This is a genomic window from Granulicella sibirica (assembly GCF_004115155.1).
Taxonomy (GTDB): Bacteria; Acidobacteriota; Terriglobia; order Terriglobales; family Acidobacteriaceae; genus Edaphobacter; species Edaphobacter sibiricus.
The window spans coordinates 879,158-906,137 of the sequence record NZ_RDSM01000001.1 but is presented as its reverse complement, the minus strand read 5'-3'; the positions used below and the strand labels follow the sequence as shown (position 1 = coordinate 906,137).

Here is a 26,980-nt window from a genome sequence, read left to right as displayed (position 1 = left end):
GCGTGTTTCCGTTGCGGGAGACATCTCGCCGATAATGGGGAGGCCGATGGAATTCTTCACCCGCTTCAAGAACGCACTCGTCCTGATAGTTGTGCTGCTGGCACAGACGATTGCTCTTGCGGTACAGGTGAGGCGAGGACCGGATTCGACGGGAACGGATTCCAAGCAGGTGCGGTTGCTGCGGGTCTGGGCTGCGGCGATCGTGACGCCGGTGGCGAAGACGACGCACTTCTTCAGTGGGGGCGTTCGCGGTGGGTGGTCGAACTACGTGGCGCTTTGGCATGTGAGACAGCAGGATGAGGCACTGCGGGGTCAGTTGGCGGCGATCCGGTTGCAGCAGGCCGCGCAGGCGGAGGACGTGATCGAAGGCAGAAGGCTGCAGGCGCTGCTGCAGTTTCGGGAGCATTATGTGTCTTCGACGATTGCGGCTCAGGTGATTGGGACGAGTGGAAGCGATACGTCGCGGATGCTGCTGATCGACAAGGGCGCGGATGCGGGGTTGAAGCCGGATATGGCGGTGATTACGCCGGATGGAATCGTGGGGAAGTTGCGGGATGTCTTTCCGCATAGTGCGCAGCTTCTGCTGATCAGCGATCAGACTTCCGGAGCTGGCGTGATGCTGCAGAGCACGCGGATTCGGGCGATCCTGAAGGGGACCTCGTCGGGCCGGGTGCAGATTGGGAATCTCACTGCGGACTCGCGGATTCAGCCTGGTGAGGTGGTGCTGACTTCGGGTGGCGATCAGGTTTATCCGAGGGGTTTGCCGGTTGGTGTGGTGGAGAGCATCGCGCCAGATCCGGAGCATCAGCCTTATTCGGCGATCACGATCAGGCCTGCGGCGAAGCTCGCGCAACTGGAAGAAGTCCTGGTGATTACGGCGACGCAGACGGAGCTTTCGGCGGAGGCGCAGAAGGATCTCGATGTGGCTCTCGCGAAGCACACGGAGGATGTCAATGCGGCGAAGGCCGCGGCTGCTGCTTCGCCGGCTTCCCAGCGAGGGCTCGATATGACCGATCCGAAGGATGCGGAGGAGAAGGCGAAGGCTGCTGCTGCTGCCGCGGCTGATCCGACGAAACCTTTGCCTCCTGTGCAACTGGTTCCAAGGCCTGTTCCGACGTTGCATCCGGATCGGTATAGTCCTGGATCGACGCCTTCGGCGACGGAGCTGACTCCTGGAGCTCCGCGTCAGCCTCAGAGCGCTCCGGCGACGGACAGTCAGGAGACTCCGCGCTAGCGCGCTTATGGCGACTCGAAGCTACACATCACGACGGGAACTCGAACAGTACAGCTTTCACCCAGCGATGACTCTTCTGGTTCCGCTTGCAGCGATCCTGCTGCAGGTGCTGCTGCCAAAGGCGATCCCGAAGCTGGCGATCCTGGATCTTCCGCTGATTGCGACCATCTTCTTTGCCGTTGCGCGACGGAGTCCAATTGCCGGAACGCTGACAGGCGCGCTGATCGGGCTGATGCAGGATGCGTTGACGAATCAGCCGATCGGCGTAAATGGGATGGCCAAGTGCGTGATCGGCTATATTGCTGCCAGCATTGGAGTTAAGGTGGATGTGGAGAACATCGGCACGCGCGTGCTGATGAACTTCGCTTTTTCACTGCTGGAGAGCGTGTTGCTGTATCTCATTCAAAGCAGGTTACTTGGTTTGCCGGGATTCCACCTGCTCTGGCTGCACGAGGTGATCCGGGCGCTGGCGAATACGGCGGTTGCGCTGCCTGTCTTCCTCTTCCTGGATCGTGGGAAGAGGATGATCTGATGATCTAACGGTGTACCCCCCCTCCCACTGGCGGGGCGCAAGTGCTTTCTTTTGTTGAGCATGCGTCGCGGGTTCTCCGGTAAGTTGTTCATTCCAATAGGCTTATATCTAAATATTAGATAAGAAAAGGGTTATACCCGTGCGGGCGCACCGATGGGTCTTCTCTTTTGACTGCTTACTTTAATTGTAGACTTGCCACCGAAACTAAAAGGACACCGATTTTTCCGTTTCGTTTCAATGAGTTAGGTGGTTTTGGGGCTTGACAAGAATTCGCGGGGGGCCGACTTGCGTCATTGCGGAGGCTCGGCGGTGGAGAGGATGCGGGTGGTGGCGGTGAAGCGGCGGTAGCGGGTGTAGGTGTGCTCGACGTCGACGGTGATGGTTTTGCCCTTGTCCGGGTAGAAGAAGTGGACGGCGCTATGGGTGGGGACGGGCACTCCATCGATGATCTGGAAGTCCTTCTGGGCGTGGCTGCCGTGAAGCATCTGGGCCTCGTCGGTAAGGACGTCGAAGGTGAGGCGGAGGATGGCGGGACTGGTTTCGCTGACCCACAGGTCATAGCGGCGGGTGGCGGCGGGGACGGTGGGAGTGGCTTCGAGGACGTGGGTGGGGTATCCATCGAGGGACTCCTGGCGGAGTTCGGTGAGGCGGTAGGCGGGGGTGAGGAGGTCGGGGAGGTTGATGCCGGCCTCGACGAGGTGGATGCGGAGAAGGTCGGCGCGGGCCTTGGCGTCGAGACCTTTGCGTTCGGCGACGGCCTGGTCGTAGCGGGCCTGCTCTTTCGCGACGTCGGACCCGGCGAGGGGCTTTCCGTTGCGCTCGACGACGCGTTTATAGGGGAGGTCGGCGATGTAGGTGTCTTCGTAAAGGGTGGTGGAGTCGACGAACAGCTTCCCCTTCTCGTTTCGGTTCTGGGTGTGATCGAGGTCGAAGTAGGTGAAGCGGGTGAGGGCGATCTTGTCTTCGGGGGCAGCGGCGAGGGCCTGCTGGAGGAGGTCGCGGGGCTGGACCGGGGCTTGTTGCGCGACGGCGCTGAGCGGGACGGCGAGGGTGGCCAGGAGCAGAGCGCGGTGGACGAGCGGCATGGCTGATCGTACGGGAGCGTCGTGGAGTTGGTTCCCCAGGGCGGTAGGATATGCGACGTTTGGCGAGGAAATGCATCTATAGATAAGAGTGAAGCAGGGAAGTTGACAGTAACTCACTCACATGTGAAGATTGAGAAGTGAGAGAAAGACCCGGGCGATCCCCGGATGACGATTTTTCAAGGGAGAAGCACAGATGGCAAAGATTATTGGGATTGACCTCGGGACCACGAACTCCTGCGTTGCCGTGATGGAAGGCGGCGAGCCGAAGGTGATTGCGAACGAGGAAGGCGGACGGACGACCCCGTCGATCGTTGCGTTCACGAAGAGCGGCGAGCGTTTGGTGGGTCAGGTTGCGAAGCGCCAGGCGATTACGAACCCTGAGAACACCGTTTACTCGATCAAGCGCTTCATGGGCCGCCGGATGAACGAAGTCGGCGACGAGCTGAAGATGGTGCCGTATAAGGTCGTTTCGAAGGGCGATAACGTCGGCGTGCTGGCACAGGGTAAGGAGTTCACGGCGCCTGAGGTGTCGGCGATGATCCTTCAGAAGCTGAAGAAGGCTGCCGAGGACTATCTCGGCACGTCGGTGACCGAGGCGGTCATCACGGTTCCGGCTTACTTCAACGATGCGCAGCGCCAGGCGACGAAGGATGCGGGCAAGATTGCCGGGCTGGATGTGAAGCGTATCGTCAACGAGCCGACTGCGGCTGCGCTGGCGTACGGGCTGGATAAGAAGAAGGACGAGACGATCGCCGTGTACGACTTCGGCGGCGGAACGTTCGATATCTCGATCCTTGAGGTTGGCGAAGGCGTGATCGAAGTGAAGTCGACCAACGGCGATACACACCTTGGCGGCGATAACCTCGACCAGCGAATTGTGGATTGGCTCATCGGTGAGTTCAAGGCCGATACCGGGCTTGATCTCCATGCGAAGGGCAACGAGATGGCGTTGCAGCGTTTGAAGGATGCGGCGGAGAAGGCGAAGATCGAGCTTTCGACAGCGCAAGAGTCGGAGATCAACCTCCCCTTCATTACTGCCGATGCGACCGGACCGAAGCACCTTGTCCGGAACCTTACTCGCGCGAAGCTGGAGTCGCTGGTGGACGATCTGCTGCAGCGGTCGATCGGACCGTCGAAGCAGGCGATGAAGGATGCCGGTGTCGATGCAAGCAAGATCGACGAGGTCGTGCTGGTTGGTGGTCAGACGCGTATGCCGAAGATCCAGCAACTGGTGAAGGAGCTTTTCGGCAAAGAGCCGCATAAGGGTGTGAACCCGGATGAGGTTGTGGCGATTGGAGCCGCGGTTCAGGCTGGTGTGCTTGCGGGCGAAGTGAAGGATTTGCTTCTGCTCGATGTCACTCCGCTGACGCTTTCGATTGAGACGATGGGCGGTGTCGCGACGGGAATGATCACGCGCAACACGACCATCCCGACCAAGAAGACTGAAACGTTTTCGACGGCTGCCGATAACCAGACCGAAGTTGAGGTGCATGTGCTTCAGGGCGAACGGCCGATGGCGTCGCAGAACCGCACGCTGGGCAAGTTCAAGCTGAGCGGGATTCCGACGGCTCCGCGTGGCGTTCCGCAGATCGAGGTGACCTTCGATATCGACGCGAACGGCATTCTGAACGTGACGGCGAAGGACAACGCGACGGGCAAGGACCAGAAGATAACTATCACCAGCTCTTCGGGTCTAAGCAAGGAAGAGGTTGAGCGCATGGCGAAGGATGCCGAAGCTCATGCCGCGGAAGACAAGGAACAGCGTGATGCGGTTGAAGCGCGCAACGGGCTCGACTCGATGGTGTACAGCGTCGAGAAGATGATCAAGGATGGCGGCGACAAGGTTGATTCGTCGGACAAGAGCGAGGTGGAGAGTGCGCTTGCGGACGCGAAGTCGGTGCTGGCTGGATCGCCTTCGGCGAGCGAGTTGAACGCGTCGAAGGAGAGGCTGACCACGGCAAGCCACAAGCTGGCCGAGGCGATGTACAAGGCGGGTGCTTCGGCCCCGACGGATGGCGGAACGGCTGCAGGCGGCACGACGGATCACGGTACCAATGAGGAAGCGAAGAAGGACGAAGGTGTTATAGATGCCGAGTACGTGGATGTCGATCATAAGTAAGACGAATCGGTCCGATCGTAGAGCAGAACCGATCGTCCTTCGCTGACGTACTTGCATCCATGTTCCGAGGGGCGTTCCTAAAGGGGTGCCCCTCACACTTTATACGGCGCTCAGGGCCAAAAGGGCGTCGTATAGGGATGCGGGATATTTCAATGCCAAGGGGAAGCAAAGACGACAGCTATTTGGAATTCAATTGGATCACTGGGGGTTTAACGATGGGCGATACCATGTGGAAATGCGACCAGGTCAGGGCAGGGCAACTGTATAACCGCGTGCTATTTGACACGCGGGAGGAAGCTTTGGAGTTCGTACAAAAGATGCAGCGCATGGAGCCGGACCAGACGTTTTCTGTGGAAGCGATTGATGCACGGCAGGTTTGGAACTAGCGATGTATCTCAAGGTGATCGACTGGAATGAGCTCCAGGCGATCTCAACGACAATTCTTGTGCTGACGAGTGCAGGGGCGATCGGTTATGCGGCCCTGCAACTGCGTCAGGAGCGGGAGTACCGGTCGGTCTCGAATCTTGAAAAACAGCTTACGGTGTTTCACGGCGAGGCTTTTCGAGCGGCGCGGAAGAGACTGGCGGTCGACCGGCTGGTCAATGAAGAGCTTGCTGAACTGGATCGGGATGTTCCGCCGGTCAGTGCGCTCGAGGTGTTGGACTTCTACGATCACATTGGGCTGCTGGTGAAGAAGGGGCATCTCGAGGTGTACGACGTCTGGCACACCTTCTATGAGTGGGCTCAACCGGTGTATGTCGATATGCGGCCTTTGATCGAGGACGAGGACAGCGCTTTTATCGATCACTACACGGACCTGCGGCGGTTGATGCGGCAGATGGATGAGTTGCAGATTTCGAGGATGCACGGCAAGAACGCGAATCACTGGGCTCTGTGGACGCCGGACCGGATCATCGATCACTACAAGTATGAGATCGAGTCCGGTGGACGGATTGCGCGCAGGACGCGAAAGAAGGCTCCGGAGCAGAACCTGATCGTCTCTTCGTCCTAGGTTTTCGATCAGAGAGGTTGGGATCTGTGCCGGAAGGAAATGAGCTGCATCGCTGGGCGGAGATGCATAACACGGCCTTTGGTGGGAAGAAGGTACGCGTCGAAGGGCCGAATGGGCGCTTCGAGGATGCGGTGCTGCTCGATCGCAAGGTGCTGAAGCGCGTTACGGCTGTCGGGAAGCATCTTGGGTATGACTTTGGGCCGGACCGGGTACTCCACGTACACATGGGTCTCTATGGGGACTTCACCGAGGGGACGGGCAAGGCTCCGGAGATGCGCGGTGCGTTGCGGCTGCGGATCTCGACTCCGAATGACTGGCTCGAGCTGCGGGGGCCTACGGACTGCAGCGTCTGGACGACGGAGAAGTGGAATGCACTGCGGGAACGGCTTGGGCCGGATCCTCTGAACGGGGACGATCCGAAGCGGGCTTACGAGAGGATTGCCAAGCGGAAGACCCCTATCGGTCTGCTGCTGATGGACCAGGAGATCTTTTCCGGGCTGGGAAACATCTTTAGAGCGGAGCTTCTGTTTCGGGCAAGGCTGAGTCCGTTTCGCGCGGGTAACGAGGTGGATGCGGCGAAGCTGAAGCGGATCTGGAAGGACTCGGGCAAGCTGATGCGGGATGCGATGGAAGACCGGCGGATTGTGACGACGAAGCCGGCGGATCGGCCGCATAAGAAAGGGCCGGCGTTGAACGAGGAAGCGCACTATGTGTACCGGCGGCAGGGACGCCCTTGTTTCATTTGTGGGACAAAGGTCATGACGAAGGTGATGGGGGGGAGGAATCTTTTCTGGTGCCCGGTGTGCCAGGCGGAGTAGCGTTAGGCGTTGGATGCTGTGCGTACAACGTGCTAGGCTCGGCTGATTGTGGTTGAGTTGAGTTAGCCAGGAGAGAACGATGGCGATTGGTCGAAGTCCGAAGCGAAAGTCCCTGCTGCATCCGGGAGAGGTTCTTCGGGAGAGATATATGGCGCCTGACGCGTTGAGCGCGAATGCGCTGGCGCTGGCGCTGCGGGTTCCGGCGACGAGGATCTCGGAGATTATCCGGGAGCGGCGCGGGATTACGGCGGATACGGCGTTTCGGCTTTCGGTTTACTTCGAGACGACGGCGGAGATGTGGATGGATCTGCAGAAGGCATACGAGCTTGCCCAGGTAGAGCACGGGTCGCTCGCGCAGATCAAGAAGGAAGTACAGCGCAGGGCATAGCGGGAGACAGGCAAGGCGATGGCGACTCAGACGAAGGACTATTACGGCACGCTTGGCGTGAAGAAGACGGCGACGCAGGATGAGATCCGGAAGGCTTTCCGGAAGCTCGCGCGGAAGTACCATCCGGACGTAAATCCGAATGATAAGAAGGCGGAGGAGAAGTTCAAGGAGATCTCCGAGGCGAACGACGTTCTCAGCGATGAGAAGAAGCGGAAGGTGTTCGACCAGTTCGGGTTCTATTCGGACAACATCGATGCGGCTGCGGCCGAGGCTGCGGCGCGGAGTGGGGGTGGAAGTCCGTTCGGCGGAGGGAATCCGTTTGGGCCCGGTGGGTATCGTCCGAGTGGAGGCGGTGCGCGCGGTGGGCAGGAGGTTCCGTTCGACTTTGGCGGGTTTGATTTCTCTGACTTTCAGGCGGGACGCGGGAAGGCACAGGAACCCGCTGGCGGCGGGTTTGGCGGAAGCTTCCGGGATGTGTTCAGCGGGATCTTCAACAGCCACGGGCAGAAGGGTTCGTCGCGCGGGCCGCAGCCGGGGACGGATCTTGAGTACCAGGTAAGTGTGGACTTCTGGACGGCGGTGCGCGGAGGTGTCGCGAAGCTTGAGATCACGCGGCAGGATACTTGCCCGACGTGCAAGGGACGGACGACGACGGGCGGAAGCGGGGAGTGTCCGGAGTGCAAGGGCACAGGGCAGGTGACGCAGATGGGCGGGAGGATGAAGTTCAATATCCAGTGCCCACGCTGCGGCGGGACGGGGAGGGCGGATCATCCATGCGGGACGTGCCATGGACAGGGCGTCGTTACGCGGAAAGACCCGCTGGAGTTTCGCATCAAGGCCGGGACGCGCGATGGACAGAGGATTCGGTTAGCGGGTAAAGGCAATGCGGGTGTGGATGGCGGGCAGGCGGGGGATCTCTTCCTGATTATCAAGACGGGATCGCATCCTGTGTTTACGCGGACCGTGGACGACGTTTACGTGACGGTGCCGGTGACCGTGGTCGAGGCGGCGCTGGGCGCGAAGATCGATGTGCCGACGATCGATGGGCGGACGCAGTTGAAGATTCCGCAGGGGACGCAGACAGGGCAGAAGCTCAGGCTGCGCGAGAAGGGCGTGCCGTCGGCGGCGCGGGAGGGTGTGCGCGGGGACCAGATCGTCGAAGTGAAGATCGTGGTGCCGAAGGTGCAGGACGAGCGGTCGAAAGAGATTCTGCGGGAGCTGGCACGGCTGAACCCGGAGGATCCACGGGAAGGGTTGTTTGAGCAGGGATGATGCTGGTTAACGCGGCTCAGATGGCGAAAGTGGTCTTTCACTAGCCGAGCCAACCGACAGCCCTTCTACTTCGCTTCCGCGTTCCCATCGTCAGACCAGTAGGTCGTTCGCGCCTGCACGATCAGACCTGGGCGATCGATTAGCTTGACACTCAGGTGGTGTAGACCGGCCTGAGGAGAGACAGGCTGGAAGCTCAGCATGTATCGATTGGGCAAGTGATTCGTGATGACGGACAGGCTGCGTTCCAGGCTCTTCGCATTGGTGAGTTTGAAGTATTCGCCTCCGGTGAGCCTGGCCACGGTTTCGGGGGCGTTCCGCTTCAGCCCGTTGCTCGCGGCGATGGCGGCTACCCGGGCAACCAGAAGCGGAGGCATAAGCTGCCCCATGCAATCGTAGAGACGGGAGAGGCGGCCGAGATTCTGATCCGGGTCGTCGGTTAGTTGCTGCTCGGGGATCTTGCCCATGCATCCGGTGGGAGGATTCGGGATGTGATTGGCCCGATCAAACAGTTCTACCCCACCTGGCGGCATCGTCCGGCTTTCATCCGCCGCCTGCGCGGGTGTACCGGGACCTGTTGGAAGTTGCTGGTGGGCGTAGTGTGCCGCCTCGGACTTCGCCGTCGAAAAGCCGATGCTGTAGATCGACGTGTTCGTATCGCTAATGGCCCTGACCGCGTCGTCCAGAGTGACCTTGCTTCCACGGTCCGCTGTCTCCGAGATCAGGAGGATGACGCGCCTGTAGCGTGCAGGCTGGGCTCGTAACAGGCTCACGGAAAACGCGACGCTGTCGAGGATGGCTGCGCCATTATCGCCGAGGCTCGCGTCATGGACCGGGTCCGGACCCTCGCAGTTGCTGAAGTGATTCTGCCGCGTGCATCCGGGCTGAAGAGAGAGGATCGCATCTTTCGCCGAGTCGATTTTTGCGGTAAACGGTTGGACTAGGGTAGGTTCGCTGTCGAAGCCGACGACCGCGACGCGATGCTGGACGCCGCCGACGAGGGCCTCGAGCATAGGGATGAGCGCGCCGAGCTTGTCGTACTCCCGCGTGCCGGCTCCGCCCACTTCCAAGTCGATCACGACCGCCAGAGGCTCGTTTCCTGCATCGTCCTCAACCCGCAACGCCTGGGGCTGTCCGTTGTCCGTCAGAAGGAAATCCGAGGCCGAAAGCATGTACACCGGCTCCCCAGCCTTGTCGTGAACGAGTGCCGGAACCAGGACCAGGGTGGACGTTGCGGTGAGCGGCTTCTGGCTTGAGGGCACTTGCGCGCCGAGGGAACAGGATGCGAGGACAGCGAGGCTAAGCAGAAAAGGCTTCATCGAACGCGCTGCTTGCTGGAATGCTATTCGATTGGACGAAGGTTCTCGTTGGCTGACGTGTCTGAACCTGACAGGGGAGGATCGGTGAGGGGTCAGGCGTGTTTATGCAGACGATCCGAAAGGCTTTTGCGGAGTCGACAGAGAAGGTGGGTGCAGGAGTCGTATTGCGGGAGGAGCGCGAAGACAAGCGAGATAGCGGCGAAGATGAGGACTGAGGGAAAGAACATGTCGGTCATGGGAGAACTCCAGAGGAACAGCCCGCTCTTAGCGGGGTGCACACGGAGACGGTTCAGCCTGGAGGGTTGGATCGACCCGGGATGGGACTGCCAGCGTCGCCGATGGTGCGAGCGGGGCGACAAGGATGCGGCGTGGAGCCTCGAGACGGGGGCGCGCCTAAGTTGGCAGAATTATGCTCCGCTCTTTGGATCTTGGGCAAGAATTCTCTTTGTGTCGCACCGGCTCGAGACATTCCTTGCTGCTTATGGACCCGGGGCCTCGTCTGATTGCCAGATTGGGACTAGCAAGAGCGTCGCGAAGGCCGCGCGAGGTCTCGACTATCGTTGTGCCGAGGCCCCTCGATGAGGGGCGAATGGAGGAATCGCAGGTGTCTTATTTCCTGACCTCACCACGGCTGGGCTTTCGGCACTGGACTCGAGAGGACGAGGCTCGGGCAGCGCTGATTTGGCAGGATGCCGAAGTGATGCGCCATATGGGCGGACCCTACACAGAGGACGGCACCCGAAGTCGACTCGCTTCCGAGATGGCTCGACAGGAACATCTTGGATTTCAGTACTGGCCAATCTTTCTTCGAGATACCGGCGAGTTTGCAGGATGTTCCGGATTACGTCCCTTCCATGATGAGGAGGGCGTGCTGGAATTCGGCGTCCATATTGCCCGCAGGTTCTGGAGTGCGCGCCTTGGGGAGGAAGCGGCACGAGCTGTCATGGGCTATGCGTGCGAGACTCTGGCAACCAGGACGTTTGTTGCGGGGCACGGACCCCAGAACCTGGCCTCGAAAGCACTTCTACTGCGTCTTGGCTTTATCTTCACGCATGAAGAACCCTGGGGAGCCCACGGCATTATGCATCCGCATTACAGGCTGACGCTTGAGCCGTAGCTTTCTCTGCTTCCGACAAAGGTCTCAGACCACAGCTTACTGAGCTGTTCCATGCTTGCATGAGACGGTGGTGTTATTCCGTTGACACTCAAGCTGTATTGATCGCGCGGTGGATCTGGGGCATTGTCGAGTCAGGACTTTGACAGTGTTTCCGGAGGATTCGATGGATCAGCCTACACACGCCGAACAAGCTCAAGCTTATGTCATACCCTGGCACTTCAAAGCTGAGAACGCACAGCATGGAAGGGATTGCGTGCTCATCGCCACGATCGTTGGCGATGAGATGCAGACGGTATCCCTGCACGCTGGTCACCTGCCGGATGGGACTCCCGCAACGGAAGAATAGGCGAGTGTAACCAGAGGGTGTGACGCCGGCGGCTTTGGGTCGTCCAGGCGGAATCCTGTGTCCCTTCGTGTTCTCTTCGGGGTGATGGTGGAGACGAAGCAATGACAAAGAAGAAGGGCTGCCTGAGTGTTCAGGCAGCCCTTCTTTGCTTCGGTTGCGGTGCGTTAGAAGGTGAACTTCAGAGCCAGCTGGATCTGACGTTCGGTGGAGACCGTTCCGGTGATCTGTCCGAAGTTGCCGGACTCGATGTTGTTGCTGGGCGGTGCGAGGCTGGTGGTGTTGAGGACGTTGAAGAAGTCGGCGCGGAAGGCGAGCTGCTTCTCTCCGACGATCGTGAAGGCCTTGCTGAGCGTCGCATCCAGATCCTTGTAGGACGGAGCGCGCTCGGAGCCGACGCGTGCGGTTCCGAGAGACGCGGTGGTCTCCGGTCCGTAAGCGCAGCCAAGAGCCTGGGCGTTTTGGGTCTGGCATCCGTTGATGGTGGCACCGTCGACGACCTGGGGGACGTTGATGGTGGACCCGGTTCCGAACCAGTTGTCGACGGAGCGGTTGGTCACGATGAGCTTGCTGTAGTGATTGCCGCGGTCGGTGCGCTGGTTGACGAGATAGTGCGAGTTCGAGGCGATGGTGATAGGCATGCCGGAGTGGAGGCTGGCGATGGCACCGACCTTCCATCCGCCGACTGCCGCATCGAGCGCGCGGTTCATGTTGCCGCCGAACATCCGTCCCCGGCCGACGGGAAGGTCATAGTAGCCGGAGAAGGAGAAGATCTGCGGGGTATCGAAGAACGCCGGGCCGTAGTCTGATCCGCCGTTGTAGGAATCCTGCCAGTAGGCGCTCTGCGAAGCTGAAGCACCGCCGCCCGCGCCGTAGTAGCCGAGGTTGTTGGTGAGGGACTTGCTCCAGGTGTAGTTGGTGAGGAACTCAAGACCATGGCTGGCGCGATGACGGCCGGTGATCTGGAGCGAGTTGTAGTTCATGTTGGACTTGGACTCGGTGAGCGAGACCTGCGAGACGAGCGAGAGGCCCGGAAGCGAGGACACCGGTGAGATGCAGGTGGGGCACTGTTTCTGGTTGCCTTCGCGCGGATCGACGAGGTGGTCGCCGGTCTGGCCGAGGTAAGCGATGACGAGCGAGGTGCTGTTGTTGAGCTCGGTCTCGGTGGTGAGGTTGAACTGCTGGATCAGGGCGGGCTTCAGCTTCGGATCCCAGGCGCGGACATTGCCCGAGAAGGTGGCGACGTCGGTGGGCAGGGGGAAGCCGTTGCTGTCCTGGAAGTAGGGCTGGCCATCGACGTGGTTGCCGGAGGCGTCGGTGAAGAAGGGCGGGTTGAGGGGCAGGCGAAGGTTCGCGCCGGTGCCTTCGAGGAAGTTGGTGATGCCGTATCCACCGCGAATGACGAACTTGCCTTTGAGCTCAGAGGGGCTGAAGGCGAAGCCAAGGCGGGGCATGTAGCCATTCCAGAAGTCGTTGTACAGGGCGCGGCTGTTGCCGTTGAGGCCGGCGTACTGGATGGCTCCGGTGGTCAGGTTGATGTTGGTCTGCTTGTTGTTGACTTCGTAGAGGGGCTGATCCCACTCCCAGCGCAGGCCGAGGTTGATGGTGAGGTTCGGGGTGACCTTCCAGTCGTCCTGGAAGAAGAGGGCGTCGCGCCACTGACGCTGGCCCCACTCGTCGGTGTAGGAACCCTGGCCGTAGGAGGAGGCCTGGTCAGTGAGGAAGTCGGCCCAGGCATCGCCGGTCGCATTGCCATTGAAGCTGAAGAAGCCGCGTGCGCCGTCGTTTCCGGAGTAGTTGCGGTTGGCCTGGTAGCGGATGGCCTGGCCGCCGAGCTTGATGGTGTGCTTGGCGAGCTGCCAGCTCAGGTTGTCGCCGTAGACGAAGGCGTTGACGATGGAGTCGGACTGGACGCCGTTTCCGCCGCCGGAGCCGCCGCCGATGGCGTCGACGCTGGAGGTGGAGGCATCAAGGGTGGAGATACCGGGAGAGACCTGGGTTCCGGGGATGCCGAGCTTGGCGTTGCCGGTGAGGCCGAGCTGGCCGGCGATGTCGGAGGCGACGTTGGTGTAGCGGGTGCGTCCGAAACCTGCGCGAGCCTCGTTGACGATGTTGGAGGAGAAGACGTGGGTCCAGTTGACGACGAAGCCGGTGTAGGGATCGGTGTTGTTGGCTGGGGTGTCGGTGGGCAGGGAGACTTTGCTGTAACCGCTGGACTCGCGGCCGATGGAGAAGCGTCCGGAGACGTTGTCGCTGGCGGTGAGCTTGCCGTCGACCTTGATGTCGCCCTGATCGTTGCGGACGGTCTGGCCGGTGAAGCCGCGGTAGTTGCTGACGATGCCGTTGGCGTTGGTGCTGGTGACGTTCGGAAGGGGATAGAGTTCAGGGTGCGCGAAGAGATAGACCGCGGCGGGGTTGGTGATGGCAACGGTGGTGCCGAGGGTGGGGGCGAAGCCAGCGCGCATGGCGGCTGTGGCTACAGAGCGGAACTCCACGGAGCTGGTGTGCTGACGGGCTCCCTGGTAGTCGCCGAAGAAGAAGAGGCGATCCTTGAAGATGGGTCCGCCGATGGTTCCGCCGAAGGTGCTGCGGTCAAGGGCGGGGGTGGCACCGATGGCGGTGGGGTCGGCGGTGTGCTTGTTGGACCAGCTATCGGCGTTGAGGTTGGTGTTCTCGAGGAACCAGAAGGCGTTTCCGTGGAACTGGTTGGTACCGCTCTTGGTGACCATGACGACCTGGCCGCCGTTGGCATTGCCGTACTCGGCGGTAGCGTTGCCGGTGATGATGCGGAGCTCACCGATGGCGTCGACGTTGGGGCTGTAGCCGATGTAATTGTCGATTGCTTCGTTGATGTCGGCGCCGTCGAGGGTGTAGTTGTTGGACTGCTCACGGTTGCCGTTGACGAAGAAGCCGCCGTTGTAGCCGCTGCGGCCGACGTTGTTCTGAGCCTGCGGATTGGGGGTGACGGCACCAGCGACGAGGGTCGTCAGGGAGGAGAAGTTACGCGCCTGGAGGGGAAGCTCGGTGGCCTGGGCGGCGGTGATGGTGTCACCGGTTTCGGGGTTCTCGGCGTTCAGGATTGGCGCGGTCTCGGTGACGGTGACGGTCTGGGTGTCGGAACCGAGAGAGAGCTTGACGTCGACGCGGGCTTCCTGCGAGACCTCGAGGGCGAAGTCGCTGGTGGACTGCTTGTTGAAGCCGGTGGATTCGACGGTGATCTTGTAACGGCCGATCTGGAGGAAGCGGAGGTTATAGATGCCGCTGGGGTTCGTTTCCGTGTTGGTGTTGACGCCGGTGGCGATATTCTGCGCGGTGACCTTGGCGTGAGCGACAGCGGCCCCGGTGGGGTCCGTGACAGAGCCTGTGATGGTTCCTGTGATCGTCTGGCTCCATGCTGGCATCAGCAGAAGAAGATGGATACACAGGGCGAACAGGCACGTCGATAAGAAACGTTGCACTCGCATACTGCCTCCTAAAACATTGGTTGGAATGAAGATCACTTTGCTTCCGGATTGATTGCCCGTCTGTGCAGGCTCTCTGGAGAAGGTGTGACAAGGGTTGCGTGCAGGGAGCAAATAGCTTCCACACCATGCCAGAAGCGAAGATGCGAAAAGGAGGCCATCTCTGGCCTTTTCACAAGCAGCGATCCATAGAGATGTATGTACGTCATATTTTTGATCGTTTGCGATCTAAACGGACATATGGCTTATGGGTGAACAATAGACCAGAAGTTTGGGGAATTCAACAGGAAATTATTGCGGTTGTATCTGTCTCTTAACGCGGCATTTACGTGTAATTCGGGTGTGGGAGGCCGCCGGCGCGCAGGGCGAGGGGCCGTGGAGTGGTCCGTTTTTGATCGTTCGAGGTGCAAACGTACGGGTTTCAGTGGCCGCAGGTGCTTCAGGACTGATTGTGCCCGGTCCGGAGCCGGGAACTCCGGGCTGGAAAGAATGGGACGCGCGGCTGCTTGACTGCCAATCCGGGAACGGGGGTTCGGCCTTCTTCCCTGGATGTGGGTGCTGGCAAGACATATTCGTTGACGAGGGAGGCTATGAACTGAGTGGCGGCGGGTGCGAGGCCGACGACTCGGGCGGCGAGCCAGGCTTGAGGGGTGATGGTGATCTCGGCGCGGCCGGTGCGGACGGCCTGAAAGATGCGTTCCGCGGCGTGCGCGGTCGTCGCGGCAATGAGGGGTGTGGTCGCCCCGAGGGCGAACCAACGGTACTCTTTCGCGTGATCTCCGGTGAATTCAGCCTGGACGTGAGAGCCGGTGCGCATAAGGCCGGGGCAGACGGTGGTGACGCGGATGCCCTTATGGCGTAGTTCCGCATGTAGGCCCTCGGAGAGGCCGACGAGGGCGAATTTGCTGGCGACGTAGGGGAGAAGGTGCGGCATGGCGAACTTGCCGCCGATGCTCGCGATGTTGACGATGGCGCTGCGCTGACCATGGTCGCGGTATCGGGAGAGCATGGAGGGCAGGGCGGCGTGGATGGTGGCGAGGGCGGCGAAGAAGTTGATCTGCATGGCGCGGTGGTAGGCGTCGATGGGCTGGTCTTCGACGGGGCCGACCTGGATGATGCCGGCGTTGTTGATGAGCACGTCGATGCGGCCGAAGTGGGCAAGAGCGCCGGCGATCAGGGATGCGGCCTGGGACTCGTCGCTGAGGTCGGTTGGGATGAGGAGGACATCGTTCGGAGATTGGATAGCCTCGCGCTCGAACAGGAGGTCGCGAGCACGTTCCAGCTCCTCCCCGTTGCGGGCGGCGAGGACGAGTTGAGCTCCATCGCGGGCGAAGCGTTCGGCGATAGCGAGTCCAAGCCCGCGGGAGCCCCCGGTGATGAGGACGACCTGACGCAGGCGTGGGGCACGGGTGCGGAGCGCGTAGGCTGCCGCGGCGGCCGTGACGGCAGTGATGATCTGGGCGAGTACGATTCCCTGCGACTTCTTCATGGGGATTGAGATGCTTTCCCGTAGTGTTGGCGATGGGTTGTGGCGCGCGGGGTATGCTTGGGTTCCATGTTGTCGAGGATCGGGTGGGACGATAGCATAGGGCGGAAGAGGGGCGATGGCAACGAAGCGTAAGGGTAAAGGCGCGTACATGATCTCGTCGGTGGCGGAGATGTACGAGATTCATCCGCAGACGCTGAGGCTGTATGAGCGAGAGGGCCTGTTGCGGCCGTCGCGGTCGGATGGGAACACACGGCTCTACACGGACGAAGACCTTGAGAGGCTGGAGTTCATCCTGAACCTGGCGCGGGACCTCGGGGTGAATATCGCGGGGATCGCGATCGTGCTGCAGATGCGGGAGCGGATGGAGGAGATGAACCGGCAGATGCAGGGGTTCGTCGACTATGTGCGGACCGAGATGCTGGCGCGGATGCAACCGCAGCCGACGGCGGGGTTGGTGCCGCTGCGTAGGCCGGTGGTGGTTCCGGAGGCGAAGGAGACGGCCAAGACGGTCCGGGCTTCGAGGAAGACGAAGACAGCCGGGTTGTAGACTTGAGGGTGAATGGGGTGAGCGGCCAGCACGTTCCGGCGGCCCGTCCGGCGTCTCCCTGAAGGTACGAATGCGTCTTTTGCTTCATGTTCTGTTCTATGCCGCGTTGTGCGGTTCGGTGACTTCGACGATCTACTGCGGGATGGTGCTGGCGGCTGCGCTTCGGTTCGGTCTGCGGAAGAGGCGCGAGGAGCGGGATGGAACTCCGTTTCTGCCCGCGGTGAGCGTACTCAAGCCGCTGCATGGGACGGAACAGGGGATGGAGCGAAACCTCGAAACGTTCTTCGAGCAGGACTATCCGGCGCCGTTCGAGCTTTTATTCTGCGCGCGGCAGGAGATGGATCCGGGGCTGCGGCTCGCGCGGACGGTGGGGGAACGGTATCCGCATGTCGAGGCGCGGTATGTCACATCTGGTGAGCCGATTCCCAAGTTCCATAACGCGAAGGTTTACTCGCTCGAGAGGCTGAACTCGGTGGCGAAGCACGATCTGTTTATCACGAGCGATGCGGATGTCCGGGTGGGGCCGGACTATCTGCGAAAGATGGTGCAGAACTTGAAGGATCCGCATGTGGGGCTGGCTTCGTGCGTGTACCTTGGGTCGCTCGATAAGGGAAATGCGGCGGGACTTTCCTCGAGGCTGGATGCCGTGGGCAAGAGTGTCGAGATGACCTCGGGTGTGCTGGTGGCGGACATGATCGAGGGCACGAAGTTCGCGCTTGGGGCGACGATGGCGGTGCGGCGGAAGTCGTTCCAGGATGTCGGCGGGTTTGCCGAGCTGGGGCAGTTTTATGCGGATGATTTTGTGCTCGGGAACAGGCTGGCCGCGCAGGGAACAGGGGTCCTTCTGGCGACGCATGTCATTCGTCTGATGGTGCAGGATTCGCCGTTCTGGATATCGTTCCGGAACCAGTTGCGGTGGATGCAGAGCACGAGGCGGTCGCGGCCCTGGGGGCATCTTGGGTCAGGCCTGACGTTTGCCATGCCGTTCGGGCTACTTGGATTGCTTTGGGGGGGCCTGAGTGGTCATGTGGGGATTGGGCTGCTTTGGCTGGCGGCAATGGTCTTGAATCGGTGGCTGCAGGCGGGAGCAATCCTGCGAGTGCTGGGAGATCTGGACTGGAGGCGCGGGATGGTGATCTACCCATTGCGAGACCTGCTTGGGGCTGCGCTGTGGACGGCAAGCTTCGCGGGCGATCGTTTCTACTACCGGGGCGGAACCTACACGTTCCAGCAGGGCGGCAGGGTCGAGGCGTCGAAGTAGCGTGGATTGGGACGTGTCTGGACCCCCTAAGAGAGGGATGTGGAAGCCAGCGGCATCTTTTAAACTGGTCTCCTTTCGGGTTGGTCCGCATCAAGCTAGTGTGTCGCATCGGCACAAGTGTTTCCGAGGCGCCCGGATGGCGTTGCCGAGTTGGAAAGTTCGCCAGGGTTTTTGATGAGTCTCGCGCTTCGGATATTGTTCGGCATTGCCGCTGGTGGGAGCATCACTTCGACGGTTTATTGCGGCATGGTGCTGGTCGCTACCGTCCGGTTCGGCCTGCGCCGACGCCGGGAAGAGGCGCTGGCTGCTCAGGCATTTCCGCCGCTCAGCGTCCTCAAGCCCCTGCATGGGAACGAGGCTGGGCTGGAGGAGAATCTCGTACGGTATTTCGAGCAGGACTATCCGGCGGCGTTCGAGCTTCTATTCTGCGCACGACACGAGACGGATGAAGGGTTGCGGTTGGCGCGTCGTGTGGCCGATCGGTATCCAGGGGTGGGGGCGCGGTTTATCACGTGCGGCGAGCCGGAGTTTCCGAACGCGAAGATGTGGTCGCTGGCAGCACTTGCGAGGGCAGCCCGGTTCGAGACGCTGGTGACGAGCGATGCCGATGCGCGGGTGGAACGGAACTCGCTGCGGGAGTGTGTGAAGGGCCTGATGGATGGCACAGCACTTGAGAGCTGCCTCTACATCGGGACAACGCAGGGCGGTGTGGCCGCAAAGCTGGATGCGCTGGGTAAGAGCGTCGAGATGACGGGTGGCGTGCTGGTGGCGGACATGCTCGAGGGCACGCGGTTTGCGCTCGGCGTGACCATGGTGCTGCGCAAAGAGGCGTTCGAGCGTGCGGGCGGGCACGAGCAGCTTGGGCAGTTCTGGGCGGAAGACTTCGTGCTTGGGAACCGGCTGGCGGATCGCGGGGACCGGGTGGGGCTCTCGAGCCACGTGATCGGGCTGACGGTGCCTCCGACAGGCTTTGGCGCGAGCTTTCGTAACCAGGTGCGGTGGCTCAAGAGTACGCGACGGTCGCGCCCGAAGGGGCATTTGGGTACGGGGCTGACGTTCGCGGTGCCGTATGGGGTGATGGGTCTCCTGTGGGGATTGCTGGCGGGGCACTGGGAGTTGGGGGTGCTTTGGCTGGCTGGCCTCTGTTTGAGCCGGTGGGTGATGGCTGTCGCGGTTCTGCGGGCTTTGGGTGGTACGCGGGTCATGGCGGAGGCGGTGTTGTACCCGGTGCGGGACCTGATGGGAGGCATCCTGTGGGCGGCGAGCTATTGGGGGAGCACGCTGTCCTATCACGGCGGGACGTACCAGCTCGAGGAGGATGGGCGCTTTCACCGCCGCGCCACGACGTCAGGAGCGACGATTGAGCAGGTGGAGGCTCCGCACGCCTGAGGGCGGTTCCTAAGGCTGGTTGGTCAGGATGGTCTTGCCGCCGGCGGAGGCGAGGATGCGCACCCTGCCGAAGCGGGCCAGATCCTGTGCGCGGGTCCGCGAATAGGTGAGAAGGAAGAGACGCCGGGGGCTGGCCCAGAGGGCGTGGAGCGAGTCGTCGGTCTCGAAGATGTGGGGAGCGTCGGGCCAGAAGGAGCCGAACCATGGGCCGTTGATGTGCCCGTTGACGAGGTGAAGGGGCTGGCCGGTGTAGAAGATCAGGGTCGAGCCGGAGGTGAGCTCGCCGTCGAGGAGGATCAGGTCGCCGGGGCGGCGGACGCGGTTGATCGCGACGGCGAGGTCCTTTGAGCCGAGGATGGAGTTGAAGCGGATAAGCCCCTCGTGGGCGGCGAGGAGGGTGAAGGTCATGCCGATGGCGATTGCCATGGTCGCGGCGTGCGGACGACGGAGATGCCGGAGGCGGGCGCTTCCGATGCCGATGGCGAGCATGCCGATGGTGACGGCGACGAGGGGGGCGCGGAAGAGGCCCATGGCGTCGCCGGTGAGGTCGAAGAGGTGGCCGAGGGAGAGGTTGTAGAGTGCGGGGTTGTTGGCGAGGAGGGTGGAGAGGTCGGCACCGGGTGGGGGTTTGGGGGCGGTGATCGCGAAGAAGGCGCAGATGACGGCGACGGCGGTGGTGAGGGGGAAGAGGAAGCGGAGGGTCCAGTTGCGGACGCTGCGGCGGGCCTTCCTGCCTTCTTCGTCGGCGGCAGGGCTTTCCGCCCGAGCGAGGAGGCCGCCGGCCATGAGGGCGAGGGCCGGAAGCGCGGGGAGCGAGTAGTACTCCTGCCGGTTGGAGATGGTGAAGAAGCCTAGGATGAGCGCGGACCAGAGCAGAAGAGAGAGCGCCGCTTCGCGCTCGCGGGGCGTGGAGCGCTGGGTTAGCTTGCGGATGTGGCAAGCGACCGCGCCGGGAAGGAAGGCGGTGAAGGGCATGACCCAGATGGCGAGGTAGAGCCAGAAGAGCCAGATGGGGGTGAGGCCGTAGTCGTGGGGAACGCGCTTCGAGAGGAAGCGGGCGACGTGTTCGTTGTAGAGGTAAAACCAGGCCCATCCGGCTTTGGCTGGGAGTTCCATGCCTGCGGGCATCGGGATGGCGGGGTTTCGGATAGCAGCCAGGATGTGCCACGGGGCAGCGATCACCAGGAACAGAGCGGTGCCGGCAGCGAGATGGAGTTTTGTAAGGAGGCGGAGTTGGCGGGTGAAGGCGAGATACAAAATGACGAAGCCAAGGGGAAAGACGAGGCCGATGAGGCCCTTGGTGAGGACGTTCGCGGCGAGGACTGCGGCGAAGGCGAGGCAGGGGATCAGGGCGGACTGCTGGTTACGGATACGCTCGACCGCGATGAGGGTGAGGTGGACGGCGAGTGTCATCCAGAGGGCGACGACGATGTCCGGGATGTAGAAGCGGGTGTAGAGCCAAGGGCCAACGCTGGTGGCAAGGGCCAGGGCGGCGTAGAGGCCTCCGCGGTCCGGATGTTCTTTCGGAGAGACGGCGGCGAAGAGGCGGATGCCCAGCGCGTACGCGGCTAGGAAGAGCGCGAGGGTTCCGAGGACAAGTGGGATGCGGGCGGCCCAGTCGTGTATGCCAAAGAGGCGCATCGAGCCGGCGGCCATCCAGTACATGAGTGGGGGCTTGTCGAAGAAACGGATACCGTCGATCGTGGGGGTGACAAAGTCGTGTCGATCGAGCATCTCGCGTGCGATCTGGATGTAGATCGAGTCAACGTCGTCGAGCAGGCCCGGAGAGAAGACGCAGCCTACCTGGAGGATGAGCCAGGCGAGAAGAATGTAGCCGACGGAGCGGGGCTGCCAGAGGCGAGCGGGGGCGGAGACTGTCCGGAGCTCGTGTGTCTGATGGGCGACATTCACTGTAGGAGTGGACGATAGCAGCGGAAGGCGGGCTTCGTCGAGCTTCGGCGTTGCTTCGATCAATTGGTTCTCTTCGTTTGGGCGGGTGTTTGTTTCAGGGGCGGACGGACGGGCTTTGACTTAATTGTCTTTCGCTTAAGCATGACAGGTTGTCCTGCTGGCGGGCTTGAAAATGCAACTGCAACGACAACAGAAAACGCAGATCCCCTTCGGGAATGACAACCAGAGATGCAACGACAACGGCAACTGCAGAGGCGGTTGCTTGTCAACGGTCGAGCGGGCGGTCGGTGATGAGGGCTTTCCCGGATGCCTCCTGGACGATGATCTGCCGGGAACCCAGGAGGTGGTCGACGTCGTCCCGCCGTTCGAGCGGCACGAAGAGGAGCTTGCGCTCGCCGGTCCCCCAGCTGCTGAGAAGATCGGCGTTGGTGAGGAAGATGCGTGGGGCGTCCGGGAAGGTCGAGCCAAAGAGCATGGAGGTGGTACGGCCTTCTACCAGGGAGACCTGACGGTCCAGGTAGAAGGCAATCGAGGAGCCGTAGGATTGGTCGCCGTAGAGAAGGATTTCCGTATCGCGGGAGATGCGGCTATTGTCTTCAAGCTGCTGAATCCTGTCGGCGAATGTCTTCGACGACAGCATGGGCGAGAAGCGGACGAAGGCGATGTGAGCAGCGATCAGGAAGAGAGCGCTGGTAAAGGCGATGGTCGTGGTTGCGGCGATGTGGCGGCGCTGCATGCGGAGCATCCAGGCGATGGTCGGTCCGATGGCGAAGGCGAGGGCGGCGAGCGCGGCTGGGAGGCGCAAGGCCGCGAAGGATGGGCCGGTGAGGTCGAAGAGGTGGGACATCGAGAGGGTGTAGTCCCCGACGCCACGATGGGCAAGCAGGTCTCCAATGTCGGGGACGAAGGCTTCGTGGCGCGAGGTCCAGAGGCCGTAGATAAGAGCGATGGCAAACAATACGCCGAGTAGGGTGAGGGCGGCGTGGGCGAAACGGACCCAGCGGCGGCTGGTGGAGTCGACCGAGTAGGTCTGCTCGGCGCGCGTGATGGCAGCGCAGGTGAGCAGGAGGATCGGAAGGTAAGCGGGAAAGGTGTAGTACTCCTGGTTGGTTGAGAGCGAGAAGAAGACCAGGATGAGGGCGGCGAAGACTCCGAGAAGGAGGACGGTGCGGGTGGCAAAGCTGCTTGCGGGGGAAAACGCCGACGGGAGACTGGAGCGGCGTTTGCGCCATGCGGTGATGGCGGTGAGAGGGAGGAAGAGGCTCCAGGGAAAGAGCCAGACGAGGTGGAGAGACCAGAAGAGGTATGCGGGGAGTTTGTTGTAGTCGCGGGGGATGCGGCGTCCGAGGAAACGGAGGACGTGTTCGTTGATGAAATAGAACCAGAAGAAGCCATGGCCGTTCATCCCGCCGGTGTTGCGGAGGCCGGCGAGGATGTGCCAGGGGGCGGCGATCGCGAGGAAGAGGAGTCCGCCGGTGAAGGGTTTGAGGCGGCGCCAGAGCTTGTAGTCGCCGGTGACCAGGAGATAGAAGAAGGCTGTGCCGAAGAAGAAGACCAGGGCGACGAAGCCCTTGGTGAGGACAGCGAGAGCGAGCGAGGCCCAGAGGACGTAGGGGTAGAAGTAGGGCCCTGCGTACCAGGCTACAGCGGGGCTTTCCCGTGGGAGATCCTGCGGCGATGGGTCCGCAGGCCCGGCGATGAGGTCGTGGTTAGGTTGAAGCGACTTTAACATCGCGAAGAGAGCGGCGGCGAGGAACAGAGAGAGGGTGATCTCGGGAATGAAGATGCGGGTGAAGAGGAAGACGCCAGCAGAGGTGAGGACAGAGATGGCTGTATAGAAGGCGGTGCGGGCTCCGAAGGCCTGGTTGGCCCAGCGGTGGCCGAGAAGCGCCAGGAGGGCCACGGCGAGGACCTGCGGGAGATGGACCGCGAAGGTGTTGAAGCCGAAGAGGCGGAAGCAGAGGGCGACCAGCCAGTACGGCAGGGGCGCTTTTTCGAGGTAGCGGATGCCGTCGACTCGGAGGGTGACGAGGTCTCCGGTGGTGGCCATGGCGCGTGCGGCCTGGGCGTGCGTCGCATCGGCGTCGTCGAGCAGGGGCGGAGCGAAGAGGGCCGCGAAGAAGATGAGGAGCCACAGGCTGCCGAGAATCAGCGCGGCGTTGCGTGGCCGGGGCCCGCCAGCGAAGGAGCGGGCCAGAATGGAGAACGGTTCAGATGGTTTCATGGAAAGCGAACGACGTAATCCTTAGGATAGCGGATTGGTGAGCCGGAAGCCGGAGAGGCGCCCGGTGGAAAGATGTTCGTTTGGGCCGGAAGGGTGCATGTATGGTGAAAGTGGATTCTGTATAGGGAGGCTGGGCTGGATGCCGACGTTTGCTGCAATCGATATTGGGTCGAACTCCTGCCGTTTGAAGATCGCGTCCGTGGTCCAGCACAAGCTGAAGACGCTGCATGAAGATCGCGAAGTGACGCGTCTTGGAGAAAGCGTTTTCCAGACGGGCGTGATCTCGCCGGAATCAATGGCCGGGACGATCAAGGCGCTGAAGCGCTTCCACAAGGCCGTGCAAGTGCACGTGGTGGATAAGGTCCGCGTCGTTGCGACGAGCGCGATGCGGGATGCGCGGAACGCGGCGGCGTTTACGGAGTGGGTGAAGTCGGCGACGGGGTGGAACGTCGAGGTGATCTCAGGGCTGGAGGAAGGACGCCTGATCCACCTTGGGGTGGTGACGCATGAGGAGGGTGCGCAGGGGAAGTGCCTTCTGATCGACCTTGGGGGCGGAAGCTGCGAGGTGACGTTCTCGGATGGCGGACGGGTGAAGGCGATGGTGAGCCTTCCGCTTGGCGCGGTGCGATTGCAGCAGGAATTTCTGCAGAACGATCCCGCGACGAAAGAAGATGCGGGACGCCTGCGGCAGTACATCGACCGGGAACTCCGAAAGGCCGATCGGAAACTGGGTAAGCCGGAGGTCGACCTGGTGATCGCAACATCGGGAACCGCGGCGGCGCTGGCGGAGGCGAGTGCGGCAATCGAGGTGAAGACCCCGGCGAAAAAAGTCGCGCCCAAGGCATTTGTGCGGGTGAAGCCGATGGAGGCGCTGACGCCGAACGTGCGCAAGCTGGCGGACAGACTCTTGAAGATGACCAACGAGCAGAGGGCCGCGGTGCCGGGTGTGGGGCCGAGAAGATCGGAGATCATCGTCGGGGGAGCCGAGGTGTACGCGACGATCCTGACGCGGATGGGGCTGAAGGGATTTCGATACTCTCCGCTCGGCCTACGAGATGGAATGCTGGCGCAGATGCTCGGTGAGGTAGATCTTCGGGGATCGGTGCATCAGAGGATCGAAAGCGAACGCTGGGCCGGGGTGATCGAGCTGTGCAGGCGGTATGGGATCGACGAGGTCAAGGCGGAACCCGTCCGGCAGCATGTGCGGCAGCTTTTCGACTCGTTGGCGAAGGTGCATGAACTTCCGCCGGAGTACAAGCTCTGGCTCGAGGCGGCGGCGATGATGCAGGAAGCCGGAAAGTTCATGAATCACCAGGGACACTACCGGCACAGCCAATACATCATCGCGAACTCCGAGATCTTCGGATTTTCGCCGGAGCAGAGATCGGTCGTGAGCGCGATCGCGCGGTATCTCGGCAAGAGCCGGCCAGATCCGATGGACCGAGTGATGAGGACACTGCCGATCGAAGAGCATGCGCGTGTGGTGCGGGCAGTGGTGCTTCTCCGGTTGGCGATGGCGCTCAACCAGGATCGGGCGACGGCGGCTGTGAAGGTCAAGACGCACGTCTACCCGAAGCGGGTGGTGATGGACCTTGTTCCGGTGCGTGGGGGCGCGGAGTTGGAGGCCTGGTCGCTGAAGAAAGAAGCTGCTTATTTCCGTGAGGTCTTTCGGCGGGAACTCTTCGTCGACGTCGCGTAGAGAGCGCGGACGATGCGTGGGTCCAGCATCCAGGTGAGGATGTTGCTCCCGCGCTGCATGCTGATGCGGGCAAGCGAGCCCTTGCGCAGGCGGAACCTGCCGGACGTGGAGTTGTTTGGGACAAGCATGGAGGCGAGAAAAGCCTCGATGTTCGGGCTGTGTCCGACGACCAGAACGTTTTCGTGGACTTGAATCTCCTGCACGAGCTTGTGGAAGCCTTCGACAGTGCCTGATGGGGCCAGCGCGTCGGAGAGGAGGACCGGTGCGTCGTATCCGCTTTCGGTGCCTACAAGTTGCGCCGTCTGCAGGGCGCGCTTGAGCGGGCTCGAGAGGATGACGTCAAACTGGATCTTCACGGACTGCAGGACCTGGGCGAGTTGCAGGCAGTACTGCTTGCCTTCCTTATCGAGTGGACGTTTCTTGTCCAGGAGAGGGTTGACGCGGCGGGTTCCAGCGCTCGCGTGGCGGAGGATAAAGAGGTTCATTGCGTATTTCCGATCTGTTCCAGCCACGCGGCGGGTCTTCGCGTTGGCTTCGGCTATTCATCGTCTGTTCACAATCGACCCAGACTCAGTTTAGCAAGTCTTTCTTCGGGGGGACGTCATGGTGGAAGACGCCGGGATCGGGCGAAGTGAGCGAGGGAGAAATGGGTTCGGGATTGGGAACGGGATCGAGACCGGGATCAGGCTGGGGAAAGGGATCAGGATCGGGACCGGGGAGGACCGGCGAGAGGGGATCGTGGAGAGGGTCCGGTAGCGGAATGGCGGAGGCGTAGTGGGTCGTTGGGGTCATCTGTGGTTCGAGGGGCGGCGGGGGGACGGGGTTGGCTCGGGAGATGGGTGGGGCGAAGATTGGAGCGCGCTGGATGATGGGGTTCACGTTCTGATAGTGAACGGTCTCGGCCGCACGCTGCCAAAAGCGGGTGAAGAGCAGAAGAAACAGACCGAGTTGACCGAGAAGGAAGGTCGGCCAGACACGGGGCTGTGCAAGGTGGCGAAGGGCCGAGAAGGTACAGAGGTAGACCGCGACGGCTCCGAGCAAGGTGAGAAGCAGGAAGGTGAGGTAGGTGGGGAGAGTGCGGCGGCCAAGCGTCCGGCGGGCGGGGCCGAGGGTCTTGCGGACGCGGCGGTCGGGCTTACCGTTTGCCATCAGGGTTTGAGACTGGGCGACGGTATGGATCTCGACGAGGTCGAAGTAGAGGCGGAGAAAGGCGGCGACCAGCATGACGACGAGGGCTCCGGTCATGTCGAGGACAAAGGAGGGTGCGCCGGTGATGATGTTGTCGATCTGCTTGCTGTAGGCGCTCTGCAAGAATCCGAGGATGCCGAGGATGGGACCTGCGATGAGGCCGGTGAAGAAGGTGATGCGGACGAAGCTCCAGAAGGAGAGGAGCCCCTGCTGAAGGAGACCGGAGAGACGGATGGACGAGTTGGTCTGGTAGGTGAGAAGGGTTCCTGGGACCAGGAGAAAGAAGACGAGGACGTAGATGGGGATGCCGACGAAGGAAGAGGCGACGGTGCCATGGGGCCCGAGGCTCATGCGGCGGGAGACCTCGAGGACGGTGCCGAGGTCGAAGCCGGAGATGAGGCGCTCGGCTCCGAGCGAGTAGCGGGTGATGTCGGCGAACTGAAGATGGAGGCTCAGGGTCGCGAGCCAGATGATGGCTGCGTTAAAGACGTAGGCCCAGAGGAATGGTCGGGGGTGGCGGAGGGTGAGACAGAGGCCACGGAAGAGAGGCGAGCGTGAGGGCATTTTGATCCTTT

At 61.7% G+C, this 26,980-nt stretch carries 23 protein-coding genes; 14 read left to right on the top strand and 9 right to left on the bottom strand.

The annotated features are described in order from the left end of the window. Positions 1–46 precede the first annotated feature (46 nt). A complete protein-coding gene (mreC, locus tag GRAN_RS03720) occupies positions 47–1,234 on the top strand; it encodes a rod shape-determining protein MreC (RefSeq protein WP_128911642.1) in 1,188 nt (395 codons plus the stop codon). Positions 1,235–1,241: 7 nt separating this feature from the next. Continuing rightward, positions 1,242–1,766, top strand: a complete 525-nt coding sequence (gene mreD, locus GRAN_RS03715; RefSeq protein ID WP_128911641.1) for a rod shape-determining protein MreD — start codon at positions 1,242–1,244, stop codon at positions 1,764–1,766. A 290-nt stretch (positions 1,767–2,056) separates the two neighbouring features. On the opposite strand, the gene GRAN_RS03710 is transcribed toward mreD, so the two are convergent. Then, on the bottom strand, positions 2,057–2,851 hold the full coding sequence (locus GRAN_RS03710) for a hypothetical protein (RefSeq protein WP_128911640.1): 795 nt from the start codon (positions 2,849–2,851) through the stop codon (positions 2,057–2,059). 193 nt (positions 2,852–3,044) lie between these two features. Between GRAN_RS03710 and dnaK the strand changes: the two genes are divergently transcribed. The 6 genes from dnaK to GRAN_RS03680 all read left to right on the top strand — a co-directional run bounded on the left by dnaK (position 3,045) and on the right by GRAN_RS03680 (position 8,460). Next, positions 3,045–4,970, top strand: coding sequence for a molecular chaperone DnaK (gene dnaK, locus GRAN_RS03705; protein WP_128911639.1), 1,926 nt, complete (start codon positions 3,045–3,047; stop codon positions 4,968–4,970). Between the two features lie 137 nt (positions 4,971–5,107). After that, complete coding sequence (locus GRAN_RS03700) at positions 5,108–5,356, top strand: hypothetical protein (protein ID WP_128911638.1); 249 nt, start codon at positions 5,108–5,110, stop codon at positions 5,354–5,356. A gap of 2 nt (positions 5,357–5,358) precedes the next feature. Beyond that, a complete protein-coding gene (locus GRAN_RS03695) occupies positions 5,359–5,982 on the top strand; it encodes a hypothetical protein (protein ID WP_128911637.1) in 624 nt (207 codons plus the stop codon). Positions 5,983–6,008: 26 nt separating this feature from the next. Continuing rightward, on the top strand, positions 6,009–6,800 hold the full coding sequence (locus tag GRAN_RS03690; RefSeq protein WP_128911636.1) for an Fpg/Nei family DNA glycosylase: 792 nt from the start codon (positions 6,009–6,011) through the stop codon (positions 6,798–6,800). Positions 6,801–6,879: 79 nt separating this feature from the next. Continuing rightward, positions 6,880–7,188, top strand: a complete 309-nt coding sequence (locus GRAN_RS03685) for a HigA family addiction module antitoxin (protein WP_128911635.1) — start codon at positions 6,880–6,882, stop codon at positions 7,186–7,188. Positions 7,189–7,206: 18 nt separating this feature from the next. After that, entirely contained in the window at positions 7,207–8,460 is a 1,254-nt protein-coding gene (locus GRAN_RS03680; protein ID WP_128911634.1) for a DnaJ C-terminal domain-containing protein, read from the top strand. A gap of 65 nt (positions 8,461–8,525) precedes the next feature. On the opposite strand, the gene GRAN_RS03675 is transcribed toward GRAN_RS03680, so the two are convergent. After that, positions 8,526–9,776, bottom strand: coding sequence for a VWA domain-containing protein (locus GRAN_RS03675; protein ID WP_128911633.1), 1,251 nt, complete (start codon positions 9,774–9,776; stop codon positions 8,526–8,528). 92 nt (positions 9,777–9,868) lie between these two features. Further along, positions 9,869–10,012, bottom strand: a complete 144-nt coding sequence (locus GRAN_RS25385) for a hypothetical protein (protein ID WP_161570827.1) — start codon at positions 10,010–10,012, stop codon at positions 9,869–9,871. A 353-nt stretch (positions 10,013–10,365) separates the two neighbouring features. Here GRAN_RS25385 and GRAN_RS03670 point away from each other — a divergent pair, with 353 nt between their 5' ends. Both GRAN_RS03670 and GRAN_RS03665 read left to right on the top strand, forming a co-directional pair. After that, entirely contained in the window at positions 10,366–10,893 is a 528-nt protein-coding gene (locus GRAN_RS03670) for a GNAT family N-acetyltransferase (protein WP_161570826.1), read from the top strand. A 163-nt stretch (positions 10,894–11,056) separates the two neighbouring features. Beyond that, positions 11,057–11,239, top strand: coding sequence for a hypothetical protein (locus GRAN_RS03665; RefSeq protein ID WP_128911631.1), 183 nt, complete (start codon positions 11,057–11,059; stop codon positions 11,237–11,239). Positions 11,240–11,403: 164 nt separating this feature from the next. Here the strand turns inward: GRAN_RS03665 and GRAN_RS03660 are convergent, their stop codons facing one another. Beyond that, positions 11,404–14,694, bottom strand: a complete 3,291-nt coding sequence (locus tag GRAN_RS03660; protein WP_161570825.1) for a TonB-dependent receptor — start codon at positions 14,692–14,694, stop codon at positions 11,404–11,406. A gap of 442 nt (positions 14,695–15,136) precedes the next feature. Then, on the bottom strand, positions 15,137–16,186 hold the full coding sequence (locus GRAN_RS03655) for an SDR family NAD(P)-dependent oxidoreductase (protein ID WP_128911629.1): 1,050 nt from the start codon (positions 16,184–16,186) through the stop codon (positions 15,137–15,139). A 115-nt stretch (positions 16,187–16,301) separates the two neighbouring features. Here GRAN_RS03655 and GRAN_RS03650 point away from each other — a divergent pair, with 115 nt between their 5' ends. From GRAN_RS03650 to GRAN_RS03640, 3 genes are all read left to right on the top strand, one after another. Continuing rightward, positions 16,302–16,733, top strand: coding sequence for a MerR family transcriptional regulator (locus tag GRAN_RS03650; RefSeq protein ID WP_128911628.1), 432 nt, complete (start codon positions 16,302–16,304; stop codon positions 16,731–16,733). Positions 16,734–16,803: 70 nt separating this feature from the next. Continuing rightward, complete coding sequence (locus GRAN_RS03645; protein WP_128911627.1) at positions 16,804–17,994, top strand: glycosyltransferase; 1,191 nt, start codon at positions 16,804–16,806, stop codon at positions 17,992–17,994. Between the two features lie 174 nt (positions 17,995–18,168). Beyond that, entirely contained in the window at positions 18,169–19,383 is a 1,215-nt protein-coding gene (locus GRAN_RS03640) for a glycosyltransferase (RefSeq protein ID WP_128911626.1), read from the top strand. A gap of 9 nt (positions 19,384–19,392) precedes the next feature. Here GRAN_RS03640 and GRAN_RS03635 read toward each other — a convergent pair whose 3' ends face one another. Next, positions 19,393–21,357, bottom strand: coding sequence for an ArnT family glycosyltransferase (locus GRAN_RS03635; protein WP_241654321.1), 1,965 nt, complete (start codon positions 21,355–21,357; stop codon positions 19,393–19,395). 202 nt (positions 21,358–21,559) lie between these two features. After that, positions 21,560–23,518, bottom strand: coding sequence for an ArnT family glycosyltransferase (locus GRAN_RS03630; RefSeq protein WP_128911625.1), 1,959 nt, complete (start codon positions 23,516–23,518; stop codon positions 21,560–21,562). A 139-nt stretch (positions 23,519–23,657) separates the two neighbouring features. Between GRAN_RS03630 and GRAN_RS03625 the strand changes: the two genes are divergently transcribed. Beyond that, the gene (locus GRAN_RS03625) at positions 23,658–25,217 is read left to right on the top strand and encodes a Ppx/GppA phosphatase family protein (RefSeq protein WP_128911624.1); all 1,560 of its coding nucleotides are present in this window, start codon (positions 23,658–23,660) and stop codon (positions 25,215–25,217) included. Here the strand turns inward: GRAN_RS03625 and GRAN_RS03620 are convergent. Further along, positions 25,169–25,702, bottom strand: coding sequence for a SixA phosphatase family protein (locus GRAN_RS03620; RefSeq protein ID WP_128911623.1), 534 nt, complete (start codon positions 25,700–25,702; stop codon positions 25,169–25,171). The two genes, GRAN_RS03625 and GRAN_RS03620, sit on opposite strands and share 49 nt — an antisense overlap. A gap of 85 nt (positions 25,703–25,787) precedes the next feature. Further along, positions 25,788–26,969, bottom strand: coding sequence for a hypothetical protein (locus GRAN_RS03615; protein WP_128911622.1), 1,182 nt, complete (start codon positions 26,967–26,969; stop codon positions 25,788–25,790). Positions 26,970–26,980: the final 11 nt, after the last annotated feature.

Excerpts from the sequence above, each read along its gene's own strand:
- mreC (WP_128911642.1), top strand. The coding sequence starts at position 47 with ATGGAATTCTTCACCCGCTTCAAGAACGCACTCGTCCTGATAGTTGTG.
- mreD (WP_128911641.1), top strand. The coding sequence starts at position 1,242 with ATGGCGACTCGAAGCTACACATCACGACGGGAACTCGAACAGTACAGC.
- GRAN_RS03710 (WP_128911640.1), bottom strand. The coding sequence starts at position 2,851 with ATGCCGCTCGTCCACCGCGCTCTGCTCCTGGCCACCCTCGCCGTCCCG.
- dnaK (WP_128911639.1), top strand. The coding sequence starts at position 3,045 with ATGGCAAAGATTATTGGGATTGACCTCGGGACCACGAACTCCTGCGTT.
- GRAN_RS03700 (WP_128911638.1), top strand. The coding sequence starts at position 5,108 with ATGCGGGATATTTCAATGCCAAGGGGAAGCAAAGACGACAGCTATTTG.
- GRAN_RS03695 (WP_128911637.1), top strand. The coding sequence starts at position 5,359 with ATGTATCTCAAGGTGATCGACTGGAATGAGCTCCAGGCGATCTCAACG.
- GRAN_RS03685 (WP_128911635.1), top strand. The coding sequence starts at position 6,880 with ATGGCGATTGGTCGAAGTCCGAAGCGAAAGTCCCTGCTGCATCCGGGA.
- GRAN_RS03680 (WP_128911634.1), top strand. The coding sequence starts at position 7,207 with ATGGCGACTCAGACGAAGGACTATTACGGCACGCTTGGCGTGAAGAAG.
- GRAN_RS03675 (WP_128911633.1), bottom strand. The coding sequence starts at position 9,776 with ATGAAGCCTTTTCTGCTTAGCCTCGCTGTCCTCGCATCCTGTTCCCTC.
- GRAN_RS25385 (WP_161570827.1), bottom strand. The coding sequence starts at position 10,012 with ATGACCGACATGTTCTTTCCCTCAGTCCTCATCTTCGCCGCTATCTCG.
- GRAN_RS03670 (WP_161570826.1), top strand. The coding sequence starts at position 10,366 with ATGGAGGAATCGCAGGTGTCTTATTTCCTGACCTCACCACGGCTGGGC.
- GRAN_RS03665 (WP_128911631.1), top strand. The coding sequence starts at position 11,057 with ATGGATCAGCCTACACACGCCGAACAAGCTCAAGCTTATGTCATACCC.
- GRAN_RS03655 (WP_128911629.1), bottom strand. The coding sequence starts at position 16,186 with ATGAAGAAGTCGCAGGGAATCGTACTCGCCCAGATCATCACTGCCGTC.
- GRAN_RS03650 (WP_128911628.1), top strand. The coding sequence starts at position 16,302 with ATGGCAACGAAGCGTAAGGGTAAAGGCGCGTACATGATCTCGTCGGTG.
- GRAN_RS03645 (WP_128911627.1), top strand. The coding sequence starts at position 16,804 with ATGCGTCTTTTGCTTCATGTTCTGTTCTATGCCGCGTTGTGCGGTTCG.
- GRAN_RS03640 (WP_128911626.1), top strand. The coding sequence starts at position 18,169 with ATGAGTCTCGCGCTTCGGATATTGTTCGGCATTGCCGCTGGTGGGAGC.
- GRAN_RS03630 (WP_128911625.1), bottom strand. The coding sequence starts at position 23,518 with ATGAAACCATCTGAACCGTTCTCCATTCTGGCCCGCTCCTTCGCTGGC.
- GRAN_RS03625 (WP_128911624.1), top strand. The coding sequence starts at position 23,658 with ATGCCGACGTTTGCTGCAATCGATATTGGGTCGAACTCCTGCCGTTTG.
- GRAN_RS03620 (WP_128911623.1), bottom strand. The coding sequence starts at position 25,702 with ATGAACCTCTTTATCCTCCGCCACGCGAGCGCTGGAACCCGCCGCGTC.
- GRAN_RS03615 (WP_128911622.1), bottom strand. The coding sequence starts at position 26,969 with ATGCCCTCACGCTCGCCTCTCTTCCGTGGCCTCTGTCTCACCCTCCGC.